We start from the raw sequence: 14,676 nt of genomic DNA, 5'->3' as shown, positions 1-14,676 counted from the left end.
TGTAAATTTGACACTCATTTCACAAGTTTCTTGATGTTAACTTCATATTAACTTTATAAACGACAGTTATACATCCGCAAATGATAGCCCGGAACTTCAGATTTAAAATCCGGATCATCGCTACAGTTGTGCATTTCGGGTTCAAAAGGGGCTGAAAAATTGATCAACCATAAATTTAAAGGTCTGCTGGAACGGTCTACAGTTTGACTCAGCGTATTCATAGGAATCTCTGGATGACCGAGTTTTTGAGCAAGTAGAAATTGGGGAGAATTTGTTGTGATTCCTAACCGCTTTAACTGCCAAGCAATACTCATCATTTCTCCAGTTTGTTCATGGCTTTTATGAACTGTAGCAATTAATGTCGGAATATTCGGTGTTAACCGTTCAGCAATATACTGAGCGGCTAAATCAGAACGATCTGGTTTTTGATAAGCTAAATGAGTCGCAACACTCAATGATCCAATCAAACTCACACATCCGATCAATACAATAACTTTCCGTCGCCAATTCTGTTGTCCAGGATTTTTCCAACTGACCGCAAAGCTCGCTGCAATAAACAAAATAATTGCTGGAAAATAGGTAAAATGATAACGAGCAACCAGTGTTAAATCAATGCTAAAAACATAGGTGATTGTCAGAATAATCAAAATAGCACTTGCAATTAATCCCGTTAAAATATTTTGAGAAAATCGCCAGCTTGGAGATTGTAGTTTCCAGCTATCGTTGATCAGCTTCCCGGTTAATGTGATCGCACTCAACATGATACCGCCTGAAATAACCGCAACCCATAACGGCTGATTCTCGACAGGCAACATCACAATCATGGTTGCAATCCAAGCTATTAATCGAACAATCGGTTCAAGAAAATTACCCACCGGATCACCATGAAATGTCCAGCGAATCAACTCACTTTCTGGGTTAGAAATATCGAGAAAAATCGGCAACCAAACTAAACCCCCAATTGTACTCCCGATCATGGCGATATAAATATTTTTCCAGACTTTCCAAGACGGAACTTTAAACGGTTTCAATTGACAATTTTTCAACCAAAATCCCGACACCACTAGACCTTCAGCACCCAGAGTAAAAATAAAAAAGAAATGAACAGCAATTCCCAGAGTATTGATGAGAACCCACAGTAATGCTACCCAAACAGGTAAAGAATTTTTTTGTTGGATTTTATCAATTGTTGTAATTAAGCAACCGAGGGATGCTATAATCAAAATTACCGCTAAGGTGTAATGTCGGGCTTCCTGTGCCAAATACACCCCATAGGGAGAAATAGCCATCAAAGCACCTGCCATTTGTCCCACGACACGGGAACGAAATGCGACCCAACCCAATCCAAACATAGCTGGAATTGTAGCTGCTCCCAGTATAGCACTCAGCGATCGCGCTCCCCAAATTGACACCAAATCGCCATCCTGACCAAACAGCCACACCCAAACATGAGTCAGCATGAAATACACAGGCGGATGATTGCTCTCCCGCAGTAAATTTTCAGGAACAGACCCAATCGATAAACTTGCGTCTAGTCGTAATGGAGAAAGCAAAGTCTCTAGGGAAATCGGCACATCAAACGGTAAACTGCGGAAACTCTGCCCTAAACTAAAAACTAACGTCGCAAATTCATCACTCCAGATCGGTTTAGAAGCCAGCAGTATCATCCGTAAGACTAAGGCTAGTATAAACCAAATCCCCAATCCAACCAAATGAATACGATGACTTCTGAAGCTTTCGTTTAACTTCTTAACGGCGTCTGTGGATATGGACTTCATAAACTTCACGTCAGCTTTTTATTGAAAAATAAATGTCAAAATTTGCGTCATCTTGAGAGGTGGGATGTTCAGGACTATCGACAAAATGAACCGTCAACACAGCATCAGCCATAGGTAAAATTCGGTGAGGATTTCCGGAAGACGAATCTCTTTCTATCGTTTCTACCTTATCACCAAACTCCCAACGCAAACGAACAAAATGTTCAGCCGGAGAAGTTTTATCTTTGCTAAACCGCAAAGCCAATAGATTCATCCCACTAATAGTATTTACAAAAATCTGATTTTTCTTTTTATTTTCAAAGTTTAAATCGTTTTAGTTTGACTTGTTAAAACTGCGTTCAATTTTCAAACATTGACCCATCGATAGCTTTTTGATCTCCGGTGTTAAATCTAACCAGGGTTGTAATTGACCCGATTGAAACGTTCGACTCATGACTACATAAATAGACGTTTGATCACTACCAATTCCGGCAGAAGTTACTCCTTTCCAAGAAGCAGAATATAATTCGTCTTTGATTTTCCATTGATTATTTTCCCACTTAAAATTTCGTTTGAACCGAAAAGGAGCAGGTTGCTTTCCTGTGATTAACATTTTTTGTAAAAGTTTCCGAATTAAGTTCGGGAAAAAACGACCAAACGTTAGCATCACGACTCGTAATAGGATTAACTTAATTGGAGACATTTGGGTTTGTTTTGCCCAACCGAGTTGTCCTTCTATTGTGATCTCATCTTGTTCGACTTTAACTTGATAAGAATCCATCAAATGACTGACTGCATTTTTTAACTTTCTTCCTTGTCGAACTTGTAAAGATAAATGAGTATCAGAACCCAATAAATTCTCCTGATCAAATAACTTAAAAACTCCCCCTTTATTCAGTGCAATATATAACTCAAATCCCGGTCGGCGTTTAATCAAAATATGCGCTTCTTGCAACCAAATACTGCCCACATCACGCGGCATGGGTTGAGGACGTTCAGGAATAAAATCTTGCCATGCTAAGAGATAATTCCAAGTATGATGACCAATAATATGATCATCACCATAACAGGGGGCTAAACCCTTTTTCAAGCCTTGCAAAAATTGATCATTAATTCGCAGTGCATCTGGAAGCCAAAGCCCCACCAACTCAAAGCCATGAGGAAAGAAATTATAAGTATTACGACTAGCATATTCGCCCCCATAGCTGCCATCTGGATGAATAAAATTAGCGGCTAATTCAACTGCTTTGGAAAGCACATCTTTTAAGCGATTATCAGGTTTTAGATGATCAAGTTGTGCTAAAATAGAAATCGTTAGAGTATGATAACCTGGGTCACAACCTTCGTATTCTTTAAACCATCCTTCAGAACTTTGCCAAGATAATAACCGTTCTAAACGGGTCGCTATTGTTCGTCGCCATTTAGAGGTTTGTAACAGTTGTCCTAAGCGCTCTAAACACAAAATAATTAACGCTTCATGGTTCGATAATTGACCGCTTTCGTAGTGATTTGCCAGCCAATTCGCCCGTCGTTCAAAAAATTTTAACGCCTCATAATCCATCAATCCGAGTAATATATAACTTTCTATACCTGCAAGTAAAGAAAAAGCCGCTGCTCCTGCTGCTCGTTCAAACGGAAAATAATCATCACAGGAACCATCTGGATGAGCAGTATGTGCTGCGTAAAGAATACCTGCTTCTACCCATTCTCGCAACATGGGTTGTTGATAATAAGGGTTATCTGGAAGATTTACCTCATAGGCCAGAGCTAACGGCCAGACAAACTCCTGCGCCATTCCACTGGGAAAATCAATAATTTTATAATGCCAAAAATTGCGGTCAAAACAGCCATAGGTTGGGCTGTGGGGATTGCGGTCTAACAGAGTTAGAATTTTAGGAATTTGCGCTAGGGCTTCACGGGCGAATAGATCTCGACTCACGATTTAAAACAGAAGTTTGCGGATGCACAGAATATTAATATAACACCTCATTTTACCAGGTTAATCAATAAAATCTCTATCCTCGGATTTGAGAATAGAGACTCAGTTTTGCAAGCGTTTAATGCTTGAGTCTACAGGCGAGTATGGGAACCATCACAATAGGGTGTATTCTTTGTATATTTACAGAGACAGAGGGCGACAGATTTTTTTTCAGTGAGTTCAAATGCAACTGGGGTAAATTCTGTTCCTTGATGAGAACCATCACAGAAGGGTTGTTTAGCTGAATGACCACAACTACACCAATAGTAAGTGCCGGGTTCAAGTTCCATTACGGTTGGTTTTTTATCAAAAATTTTGGGTTCACTCATCGTATTTGTGTTCTCCTATTTTGAAGGTTTTATCTCTATTTTTAGTTTAGGGTAATCTTTTTGACGTGAAAAGTAGATACTTTGAAGTGGGTTAGTATCCTCTAGGATACTGAAAGTACAAAAGTATAGATAGCAACGGGTAGATTAATCAGTTAAGTTGGAAAGTATATTTTAAGAGAACGGATAGATTAATGAGTAGATTTATGAACAAAAGCAAATCTTCGTTTACTCCTCTAATTTGAAGTAATTTTTCGTTTGCGTTTAAATACAAAAAAATACGCCTACAGGATAAAATAGACGCAGTAGTTTTTAAAAAATAGAGTTTTAAAGCTGTTATCTATTAAGTTTTAAGCAGCTTTTTTCTTGGCCTTAACTAAACGTTCAAAACTCATAGCACCCACCCCTAAAATCACCAAAGCCATACCCAGAATTTGCTTAGGAGTTAAAGCTTCACCAATGATAAAAAAGGCAAATAAAGCGGTTAAAGCAGGGCCTGATGTACCAATAATTGAAGCCAATGCAGCACCCGCAGAACGAATGGCAAAGTTATTCAACAGATAGCTACAAAGGGTGAGAACACCGAGAACAACTCCACCAAACATTAAACCTTGCCAAACATTGACATCAACATCCATACTCAAGTTGTCAGGCAAGAAGATTAAACTCACACAACAGAAGACAAAAATCGAAGCAAAATTCACCAAACTAAACGGAATGGGATGCAACTTTCCGGCTGCCATTTGTGTTAGTAATACATATCCAGCAAAAGCAACCCCAGCACTCATCGCTGCAATAATCCCAACTTGAGTATTTCCGGCTGCTCCCCCAAAGAAACTCGGAAGACAGAGAACACCTCCGCCTAAAATGATCACCATAGCAATCACACGAATTAACGTCGGGCGATCGCCAAACAGCCCCCAAGAAGCCAAAACCGTGACAATAGGATAGATAAAGAAAATTGTAATCGCAATGCCAGTTGGAATCTCTCCAATGGCAATATAGATGCACACTTGAGACAAAAACAAAAAGAACCCGCTACCAATCACGATTAACATCAAAGAAGTATCACGGGACTGAATAAAGCGTTTCATATCGCTCCAAACTGCCGGATACAAAAAAGTGGCAACAATAGGCATTAAAGCCATAACCACAATCATTCGGAGTAACAGAATCAACAGCGAATTCCCGAGTCCCGGTGAGATAATTCCCTCAATTTCAAATAAACCAAAAATCTGACGAGGTTCAGGGCCTTGGAGAATAATTTTGAGACAAACGTTAAACAACGACAGCGCGACAGCGGACATTAACGCCAAGAATAAACCCAACTGTACTGAGGAACTAGATTGAGTGGCTTGAGGTGCCGGTTTTGAGCCTTCTATAACCGTCGGTTGAGGACGCACAGGCCCAACGGACGGTTTTGTTGAGGTTTCGGGTTGATTTTCCCCCTTGGTGATCGGAGAACGATCAATTTGATCTTTTAGGCGGCTAACGACTGTTTCTAGCAACATCTCAACTTGCTGTTCGAGACTTTGCATATGAGATAACCGTTGCGATAAGTCGCTTTGGTAACTGCTCAACTCCTGCTGCAATTCACGAAATGTATCATTGAGACTCGTATCTAAAACCGCTTCCAACTCAGTCGCACTTAAATCAGACTGTAAAGAAGACGGAAGCTGCAACCCCGAGGGATCGGTTGTCAGAAGGGGTTGGTCAGAAGAAGTTCTCAGCCGATTAATTCGTGCAACTAACTCCCGTTGTAGGTTACTAGCCAACACCTGAGCAAGCTGTTTCAGCCAGACTTGTTGTTGGGCAAATTGCCGCTCAGAAAGAGCTTGTTGGTGTTGATTTTGTAACTTGTCGTGCTGGTTATGGAGTTGTTCAATATTTTCAATTAGGCGGTTTTTATCTTTCTGAAGCCGTTCAATATCAGCAGATAATTCATGTTTAACCTGTTGATGGACAGTTTCGAGTTGCTCAATTAAAGAACTCAATATGGCTTCCGATGATCGAGTTTCCCCAGATCTAGAAGGTGGCGGTTGATTATCTTGTATGCCCATTAGCGATTAACCTCTCAATTGATTTGCGAGTTGGAGCTAATCCGCCGCCAGCAGCTCTACGCCTTGGAGTGCGACTGTTTTCCCACAAAGGGATGCAAGAAAGGCACAACGGGTAACAATGGCGGGGCGGGATTGGTATTTCCTGCTTCTCACTTCAAACTAGGGGTGAAGTTGTCACCCTCTAATCATTAGGATACCCTTACAGATGGAGGCTGTGATCTTTCTATACTGTCCCAACTTCCCCCAGGATTTTTGAATCAAGCCGCAGAGTTGCAGAGCAAAGTGTTGTACTTTGGAGTGTCTGATGCCTGCTTGATTGATCTCCGGTGGGAGATTGAGGCGTTCGAGGGCGGACTTGCAACCTATAATAACCTTTCAGGTACAGTTATCATTGAACAGTCTTTACAGGTAAAAGGCACAAGTCAGCACCCCGCTCTAAAGAGACGGGGCATCATGCCTCTCTTTTTAGGTAGCTGACCAGCCTAAGTCCCTTGAGGGCTACGTTATCGGCAAGAGTTAAAGTTCCTACCCTGAGATGCGTGGCCAGTCTCCGGCTCTAGAATCACAGCATTAAACAGTTTTACGAGGGGTAAGACAGTGTGTTGTGGAAAGTACCGACCGATAACATTGGCGAGGCAAACATTACCCTAGAAATGGGTGTTGGGGGCAACCATACCCCCATTAATTTTTTTACAGGCAACTAAAGTTGCCCGTGTCGAGTTTCCTCCCCGGTCTAAAGAACGGGGCTTCCACTCTACCGGACTATTTCCCGTGATAACTATTTTCCCATCTCCCCCTCAGGGCCGTGCGCGTTCTAGCCCTAAAACTTGATTTGTTGGGAGGTCGGGAAGTCGGGAGGTCGGGAAGTCGGGAGGATTTTTATTAACAAAAAGCTATTTTTCATCGGAAAAAAATCTTCTCCCCACCACCCCCGTCACCCCCGTCACCCCATCACCCTCGGCAATTTTTAACTGAGAATGAAACAGCCCTGCCTCTCCCCCTCTCCTGAGTATAGGATTGACCAATAATCTGACCCATGAGTATAATAATGGATCGTGAGTTTTGTAGTGATCATGCACACGAAAGAGATTATCCGTTCGATAGAAGCCGAAGAGATCGAAAATCTCAAAAGTCAGAAGAAACAGGAACTTCCTCTGATTTATGTCGGCGATACCGTCAAAGTCGGAGTCCGAATTAGAGAAGGGGGAAAAGAGCGGATTCAGCCCTATGAAGGGACTGTGATCGCCATGCGAAATGGTGGAATTAATGAAACGATTACGGTACGCAAGATTTTCCAAGGGGTAGGAGTAGAACGGGTTTTCCTGTTACATTCTCCTCGAATTGCGAGTATCACCGTTATCCGTCGAGGTCGAGTCCGGCGGGCGAAGCTTTATTATCTGCGCGATCGCATTGGTAAGGCAACCCGAGTTAAGCAACGTTTTGACCGTCCAGTTTAATACTGTAGCTGCTGACTGTCTCCAAATTTTTTCGCAATTTTTTGCAGTTCAGCCAGCAGAATATGTTATACTCACAAAAGCGTCAGTAAATTAGCGGCAGCGATGCGTCCTTAGTTCAGTTGGTAGAACGCAGGTCTCCAAAACCTGATGTCGAGGGTTCGAGTCCTTCAGGGCGCGCTGAACAATCTTGATACCCAGGCGGAGTAAAGTTCGTCTGGGTAACTTGTTCGGAAATCGCATAGAGCAAAGAAGAAGCCGCAGCCCCATCCGGCGAGACTCAATCCGGTCGGTGAAATCCACTCCCCTGAAAGACTTGAGATTCGTTGGAGATTGATAGTTTGCTGTAGCAATTTTGAAGTGCTATCATAAACTATTTGAGTTTGTTCAGCCAAACCGAGAAGCGGTCACAGTCGAGTATTGCAAGGGGAAGTTACCGTGGCAAAAAAAGATGAAGCAGGGACTAATCAATCCCCAGCAGGGTTTAACGTCGTTGACTTTTTCAAAGAAACAAAAGAGGAACTCGATAAAGTCGTCTGGCCTAGCCGTCAGCAGCTTTTTAGTGAATCAGCGGGCGTATTGCTGATGATCATGCTATCAGCAACCCTAATATACCTGGTGGATAACATCTTTCGTTGGGCATCGGGGCAAGTGTTTGGATGACGTTTGCATTCCTTCCAATCAGAGTAGTCGAGACCCATGACAGATCTAGAAGACACACAAGAATATGCAGCAGGCGAACTGCGCTGGTATGCTGTTCAGGTGGCGTCTGGCTGTGAAAAACGAGTTAAAGTCAACTTAGAACAGCGAATCAAAACGTTGGATGTTGGCGATCGCATTCTAAAAGTTCAGATTCCCCAGACTCCAACCATTAAGCTCCGTAAAGATGGATCTCGCCAACAGAGTGAGGAAAAAGTCTTTCCGGGCTATGTATTGGTGCAAATGAAGTTGAAGTGGAACGGTGATTTCAGCCACTGGGATATCGACGACGAAGCCTGGCAGGTCGTCAAAAACACCCCTCATGTGATCAACTTTGTCGGAGCAGAACAGAAACGCAGTAGCAGCCGAGGACGCGGCCACGTTAAGCCTTTGCCCTTAAGTTCGGCAGAGGTAGAACGTATATTCAGACAGACTCAGCAAGCTGAACCTGTTGTGCAAGTGGCAATGGTAGCAGGAGATCACATTGTCGTTCTCTCTGGTCCCTTCAAAGACTTTGAAGGAGATGTGATTGAAGTGAGTCCAGAGCGTAATAAACTCAAAGCATTACTCTCGATTTTCGGACGGGATACCCCCGTCGAACTTGAGTTTAATCAGGTTGAAAAACAAGGCTAAGGAATGGCAAAGAAGATAGTAGCAGTCATTAAGTTGGCAATCACTGCGGGGAAAGCCAACCCAGCCCCACCGATTGGCCCAGCTTTGGGTCAACATGGGGTCAACATCATGGCGTTTTGCAAAGAATACAACGCCAAAACAGCCGATAAAGCGGGCCTAGTGATTCCGGTAGAAATTTCGGTTTATGAAGACCGCAGTTTCACCTTTATTCTCAAAACCCCACCCGCTTCCGTACTGATCAAAAAAGCACTCGGCATTGAAAAAGGTTCAGGCGAACCTCATACTCGCAAAGTGGGTAAGCTTTCCCAAGCCCAACTACGAGAAATTGCAGAAACCAAAATGCCTGACCTGAATGCGAACGATATCGAAGCAGCGATGAAAATCGTAGCAGGAACCGCTCGCAATATGGGTGTCGAAGTGAGTGCTGATTAACAGCCCTATGGCTTAAGCAGATTCTACAACTCGTTAGTCACGAGATTAATAACGAACTGTCAGTGCAAACTATCGGGGGAGAAGTCCAACTTCGCTTATGACCCCAAGGAGAAAATAATGGCAAAAAAAATCTCGCGTCGATTACAGGAAGTGCTGAAAAAGGTCGAAGACCGGGCCTATGAACCTTTAGAAGCGATTCAACTCCTAAAGGAAACAGCCACAGCCAAATTCCCAGAATCGGCAGAAGCGCATATACGTTTAGGAATTGATCCGAAATACACCGACCAACAACTGCGAACCACTGTCACCTTACCGAAAGGAACAGGTCAAACCATTCGGGTCGCCGTTTTAGCTAAGGGTGAAAAGGTGAATGAAGCCCTAACTTCAGGTGCCGATATTGCGGGTTCTGAAGATCTGATCAACGACATCCAGAAAGGAATGCTGGATTTTGATTGCTTGATTGCGACACCAGATATGATGCCCCAAGTTGCCAAACTGGGTCGTTTATTAGGGCCAAAAGGATTGATGCCTTCTCCCAAGGGAGGAACAGTCACAACAGATGTCGCTCAGGCGATTCAGGAATTCAAAGCTGGAAAACTAGAATTTCGGGCAGATCGGACTGGAATCGTTCATGTCATGTTTGGGAAAACCGCCTTCTCTGCCGAAGACTTGCTGGTGAATTTGTGTGCGTTGCAAGAATGTATTGATCGCAACCGTCCTTCCGGCGCAAAAGGTCGTTACTGGCGGAGTGTGTACGTTTCAGCAACGATGGGGCCATCTATTCCAGTAGATATTTATACCCTACGGGAAACCAAAATCACTGAAGTTGCCTAATTCTAGCGGCGTCAACTTCGACCCCAAACTGCCCGTTGAGGTTGACCGAAAAAATTGGGATACAAGCCTCGTCCTTTAGGACGGCTTTATGTTAAACTTTCTTTTGTGGAAAGGGTAATCAACCACATTAAAAACCCAGTCACCGAAAGGCAACGCACCTTGACGCACTGAAGTTATGGGGTTCCGCACGGGAAAGCTTGTGCGGGTAAAAGCTTCAAGCAACAAGTACAGAGAAACCAAGATTTTAGGTTTTGAACTGTAGGGTAGGGCATACCCAAACAGGTTTCTGAAATGGAGCAAAACGCTTGGGGAGAATTCATCTCTGGTATAGATAGGGCAACCTATCTGTATTAAATGGACTCGCTGAACCAAGAATCCCCGCCGTTTACGGCGTGGGAGTGTCAAAAAAGTAGGCAATGATCAGATAATGGTCTATTGTCAAAAGTTTAAGCGAAATCCATAAACTAAAAATCTGGATTAACCAAAGACAGCAGGTGCAAGTCGCTTAATATCCTGCCGAGGTTAGAAGATATAAAATTTAAGATTAAAGATCAAGCAGAACACTGCTTACATTTTGATCGATTAGATTTTCAGTCTTCAACCTCGGCCAATCGAGCCGGGGATTTTTTATGGCGAATCAAGATTTCTGGCTAGAGATCGACATCAAAAGCTGTCATTGATTCGACCCGATGTAAGTGGATTGTCATCCACAATGGAGATCAAAGACCAATGGGGAGAACCGTAACCGAAAAACAAGAGATTGTCGCGGATCTCAAACAGATATTGAGCGAAGCTCAACTAGCCTTAATCATTGACTACAAAGGCCTATCTGTTGCTCAAATCACCGATTTGCGAAATCGTCTGCGGGAAACAGGGAGTACCTGCAAAGTCACCAAAAACACCTTCATGCGTAAAGCAGTTGAGGGTAACGAGACTTGGGAAGTGATGCAAGAGTTTCTGAGTGGAAGCTCTGCATTTATCTTTGCTCAAGACGATTTCGGCGCCGCGATTAAAGCTTACCAAGCTTTCCAAAAAGACTCCAAAAAAACCGAACTGCGCGGTGGAGTTATGGAAGGCCGAGCCTTGAGCGTTGATGATGTCAAGGCGATCACTGAACTGCCGACGAAGGAAGAACTGATGGCCAAAATTGCCGGAGTCATCAATTCCATCCCCACAAAACTGGCAGTGGGAACAAAAGCAGTCCCCACAAAACTGGCGGTTGGTATCAAAGAAGTACCTGCCTCCTTGGTTCGTGTTGTCAAAGCGGTTTCCGAGAAGGAAGATTCTGCCGATGCAGCTTAACCCGTGCGAGGTTAAGTAGGTGTTAATGATTTATTGTTTGTCAATTGTTTCTCAGGAGTTAATCCATGTCTGCTAAAACCGACGAAATTTTAGAACAGTTAAAATCCTTGTCTCTGCTTGAAGCTTCTGAGTTAGTCAAGCAAATTGAAGACGCCTTTGGAGTCGATGCTTCGGCTGTAGGTGGCGGTGGAATGATGATGGCTCCGGGCGTGAATGTTCCCAGCCCTGCCACAGAAGAAGTCGAGGAAAAAACAGAATTCGATGTCATCCTCGATGAGTTTCCCTCAGATAAGAAGATTGCAATTCTTAAAGTGGTTCGTACCATTACAGGCTTAGGTTTGAAAGAAGCAAAAGACCTCGTTGAAAGCGCACCCAAGCCGATCAAAGAAGCGACTAGCAAAGAAGATGCAGAGAGCGTCAAGAAACAGCTTGAAGAAGCCGGTGCTAAAGTAACGGTTAAATAGGATCAATTAAGAGAATTCTCAGATCCTCAAATCACTCTGGGGTAGGCAATGCCTACCCTAAGCTTTAATAAAAATCTAATTGTTATTAGAAGTTAACGGAGTAGCTGAACCGTTAAGCTGATCAAAAATATAACGCGACATTTGCGGGAAAATTTCTTCATCTTCGGCGTAAGCAGAATTATTGGCAAAAATTGCCAGGATATAAATCGCTTTGTCATCTATCGTTCTGATAAATGCGACTTCCTGACGGGAATGACTGGTATAACCGATTTTAGAGCCAAAATAAATATTAGTGGGTAAAGATTCCCCTAAAAATCCTTCGATAGAGTTTAGTTGTTCATCTTGCCAAGCTTCGGGGTTCAAGTCTCTAGTTAACAGATAAGCAATTTTTGTCGAAGCGGTTTCTGAGATAGCTTGTTTGGTGTAGATTTCATACAAAAGCCGAGCCACTTGATCGGTCGTCATGCGATTTCCGCCTGCCAAAAAAGAATTTTTCCAAAGTTGAAAATCTCGTCCGATGGGTTTTTCTTCTCCGTTAGCAAGGGGATAATTTTTGACCGAAAGTTTGATCCCAGTATAACCAGCTTCTCTGAAAAAAATATTAACTTGATGACGTTTATTAATCCAAGTTTCTAAGGCTTTTCCTTCTAAATCTTTTCCTGATTTCGTTCGGGTAATACTATCTAAAATTCGACTGGCTGAATCATTATCTGAAATCCGCATCATATTTGATAAATCGACATAATAGGCAGATTCGTCTTGAATGAGACCTGCTTCGGAATACCCCAAGAAACCAACCAACCAGAATAACTTAGCGACACTCGCTGGAAATCTCAGAATCGTATTGTTGTAACCTGCATGGGTATGGATTTTTGAACCGCTAACGTCGATTAAAGTAATGGATAAAGAATCAGTGGGGAGTTGTTTGTCTGCTGCGAGTTTAACGGTTTCATCGACAATATTCTGAAGGGTTTCGCTCTCAAGCAGTTGAGGAGGTTGTTGAATATTATAGATCAGACTACCATCAGCATTAGATAATACAGTTGGAGTTGAACGAATTGATTTTGTTGGAGACGATGACAGCACTATTTTTGCAAGCATGATCGCCGTTGAACCGATAAATGTGATTGCGATCGTTAGTAAGAAAATACGAACATAGTGAATTCGAGATCGGTGAATTCGAGATTGAGAAGTACGGCGTTTGGGGTGAATCATAAAGTGATGTTGTCACACCGAAACAGGAATAGGGAAATGGACTCGATGCAAAAAGCACAACAAGACTACAATATACCTCCTATTGGAAAAATTGGAGTTCAGTTTCGGGCGGATTTGCTTGGGATTTTTTGCAGATCGACAAGTTGATCGCCAACTCTAATTTTAGATTTTCAATAAACAATCCTATCCTAAAATTGCCTAGAAGTCATAAAAAAGCCGAGAGCAAGGCTCTGGCTTTTGAGTGCGAGAAATGGGGATTTGTTCTAGTTAGGGGTGATTAAGCCGCGATCACATTGCTTAAGTCACCTTGAAGATAACGTAAGATGGAGTCAACGGTTTCATTTTTCAGCAATCCCTGATCAACCGCGATTTCTCCAAAACGCATCTGGGTTCGGCTTTGTTCGATTAAGATAGCTTCAATTTGTTCATCGTTGAGCAACTTAGCCGCTTTCAAGTAGTGACCAATCGGCTGCTTTCGAGATTCCATCGCCATTTGCGGTAATTGTTCGGCGAAGAAGTTGATGGTTTCTTGATGAACCCATCCCTGATTGGCGACAATCTCTCCAAATCGAAGATTACGTTGTCTGGCCTGAGTATCTAAAACCCGATTCACCTGAGCGGGAGTGAGCAAACCTGCTTCTTGCAAGACTTGACCTAATAACGGCATCTGCAAACCGGGGGTTACAGACGAGAAAAGGGAAAACTGAGGTGAACTATACAGGTTAAGCCATTGCTTCATCACTAACCACACGAAGGGAAGATCATCAACTAGATAGCGTTTCCAGAGTCGCTTGGGTTCGCAGGAGAGTCGATAGAGCCATTCAATTCCCAGTTCGCTCATCCATTGCGGAGAACGAGGTTTTTCACCCGCCTCAAAGTCAATGGAAGCTCCAATTGCTAGGAAGATGCGAATAGTTTTAAGCTTGTGTTTGTGCTTAACGATCCATTTTTCCTGCTTGGGCGCCCCTAAACCAACCGCTAATACAGTGGCTCCTGACTGGTTGATTCGCTCAACGATTCTTTGGCATTCGACTTCATCTTTCTCAAAACCATAGGGCGGAGAATAAGTATCGATTACCATTTCTCGCCCGACCATGCTATTAATTTTTTCTTGAGCGCGAACACCTACCCCTTCACCTGCACCGAGTAAAAAGATAGTCGTATTTTCGCAATTTTTATAATATCTGTAAAAAGCGGGGAATAAATCAGAGCCGGATATCTTCTCACGTATAGGTTGACCGAGAAGGCGGGAGGCATAATATAAGACTTGACTATCACAAACTTTGTAATCTGAGTTTTGATAGATTTTGTAGAACTCTTCATCCCGTTGAAGATTAATCAAGTGATCTACATTCGGTGTAAAAACAACACCACCCTGTTGACCTAACTTCTGAAGTAGCTCCTCAGTAGACAGGTTATCAATATTTACATTAAGAATTTTAACGGTATTCATAGGTAAAAGTTCTGATTAAATGGCTAGATTGATTAGATCCCCTGATAAACTCTCTGTCGTAAGTGTAGG

At 42.8% G+C, this 14,676-nt stretch carries 14 protein-coding genes, 1 tRNA gene and 1 other annotated feature; of the genes, 8 read left to right on the top strand and 7 right to left on the bottom strand.

Going from position 1 to position 14,676, the window contains the following annotated elements; all coding sequences use genetic code 11:
- Positions 1 to 53 precede the first annotated feature (53 nt).
- The 5 genes from L8106_RS04285 to L8106_RS04265 form a co-directional block, all read right to left on the bottom strand.
- Positions 54 to 1,778, bottom strand: coding sequence for a hypothetical protein (locus tag L8106_RS04285; protein ID WP_039895490.1), 1,725 nt, complete (start codon positions 1,776 to 1,778; stop codon positions 54 to 56).
- Between the two features lie 10 nt (positions 1,779 to 1,788).
- Positions 1,789 to 2,031 (bottom strand): hypothetical protein, encoded by a 243-nt coding sequence (locus tag L8106_RS04280; RefSeq protein ID WP_009782976.1) that lies wholly within the window; start codon positions 2,029 to 2,031, stop codon positions 1,789 to 1,791.
- Between the two features lie 60 nt (positions 2,032 to 2,091).
- On the bottom strand, positions 2,092 to 3,696 hold the full coding sequence (locus L8106_RS04275) for a hypothetical protein (protein WP_009782975.1): 1,605 nt from the start codon (positions 3,694 to 3,696) through the stop codon (positions 2,092 to 2,094).
- 131 nt (positions 3,697 to 3,827) lie between these two features.
- Positions 3,828 to 4,064 (bottom strand): CDGSH iron-sulfur domain-containing protein, encoded by a 237-nt coding sequence (locus L8106_RS04270; RefSeq protein WP_009782974.1) that lies wholly within the window; start codon positions 4,062 to 4,064, stop codon positions 3,828 to 3,830.
- 347 nt (positions 4,065 to 4,411) lie between these two features.
- Entirely contained in the window at positions 4,412 to 6,121 is a 1,710-nt protein-coding gene (locus tag L8106_RS04265; protein ID WP_009782973.1) for an EamA family transporter, read from the bottom strand.
- A 1,073-nt stretch (positions 6,122 to 7,194) separates the two neighbouring features.
- On the opposite strand from L8106_RS04265, the gene rplS reads away from it, so the two are divergent.
- From rplS to rplL, 8 genes are all read left to right on the top strand, one after another.
- The gene (rplS, locus tag L8106_RS04255; RefSeq protein WP_009782971.1) at positions 7,195 to 7,578 is read left to right on the top strand and encodes a 50S ribosomal protein L19; all 384 of its coding nucleotides are present in this window, start codon (positions 7,195 to 7,197) and stop codon (positions 7,576 to 7,578) included.
- Positions 7,579 to 7,682: 104 nt separating this feature from the next.
- Positions 7,683 to 7,755, top strand: a tRNA-Trp gene (locus L8106_RS04250).
- A gap of 258 nt (positions 7,756 to 8,013) precedes the next feature.
- On the top strand, positions 8,014 to 8,238 hold the full coding sequence (secE, locus tag L8106_RS04245; RefSeq protein WP_009782969.1) for a preprotein translocase subunit SecE: 225 nt from the start codon (positions 8,014 to 8,016) through the stop codon (positions 8,236 to 8,238).
- 36 nt (positions 8,239 to 8,274) lie between these two features.
- Entirely contained in the window at positions 8,275 to 8,907 is a 633-nt protein-coding gene (nusG, locus tag L8106_RS04240; RefSeq protein ID WP_009782968.1) for a transcription termination/antitermination protein NusG, read from the top strand.
- A 3-nt stretch (positions 8,908 to 8,910) separates the two neighbouring features.
- Entirely contained in the window at positions 8,911 to 9,339 is a 429-nt protein-coding gene (gene rplK, locus L8106_RS04235) for a 50S ribosomal protein L11 (protein WP_009782967.1), read from the top strand.
- A gap of 117 nt (positions 9,340 to 9,456) precedes the next feature.
- The gene (gene rplA, locus L8106_RS04230; RefSeq protein WP_009782966.1) at positions 9,457 to 10,173 is read left to right on the top strand and encodes a 50S ribosomal protein L1; all 717 of its coding nucleotides are present in this window, start codon (positions 9,457 to 9,459) and stop codon (positions 10,171 to 10,173) included.
- Between the two features lie 463 nt (positions 10,174 to 10,636).
- Positions 10,637 to 10,810: a sequence feature (ribosomal protein L10 leader region), on the top strand.
- 92 nt (positions 10,811 to 10,902) lie between these two features.
- Positions 10,903 to 11,475, top strand: coding sequence for a 50S ribosomal protein L10 (rplJ, locus tag L8106_RS04225; protein WP_009782965.1), 573 nt, complete (start codon positions 10,903 to 10,905; stop codon positions 11,473 to 11,475).
- 65 nt (positions 11,476 to 11,540) lie between these two features.
- On the top strand, positions 11,541 to 11,939 hold the full coding sequence (rplL, locus tag L8106_RS04220; protein ID WP_009782964.1) for a 50S ribosomal protein L7/L12: 399 nt from the start codon (positions 11,541 to 11,543) through the stop codon (positions 11,937 to 11,939).
- A gap of 75 nt (positions 11,940 to 12,014) precedes the next feature.
- Here the strand turns inward: rplL and L8106_RS04215 are convergent, their stop codons facing one another.
- Entirely contained in the window at positions 12,015 to 13,154 is a 1,140-nt protein-coding gene (locus L8106_RS04215; protein WP_009782963.1) for a serine hydrolase, read from the bottom strand.
- A 277-nt stretch (positions 13,155 to 13,431) separates the two neighbouring features.
- A complete protein-coding gene (locus L8106_RS04210) occupies positions 13,432 to 14,607 on the bottom strand; it encodes a WecB/TagA/CpsF family glycosyltransferase (protein ID WP_009782960.1) in 1,176 nt (391 codons plus the stop codon).
- Positions 14,608 to 14,676 lie beyond the last annotated feature (69 nt).

This window comes from Lyngbya sp. PCC 8106 (assembly GCF_000169095.1).
Taxonomy (GTDB): Bacteria; Cyanobacteriota; Cyanobacteriia; order Cyanobacteriales; family Microcoleaceae; genus Capilliphycus.
Note: the sequence above shows the minus strand (reverse complement) of the source record. Positions and strands in the feature narration are given on the sequence as shown.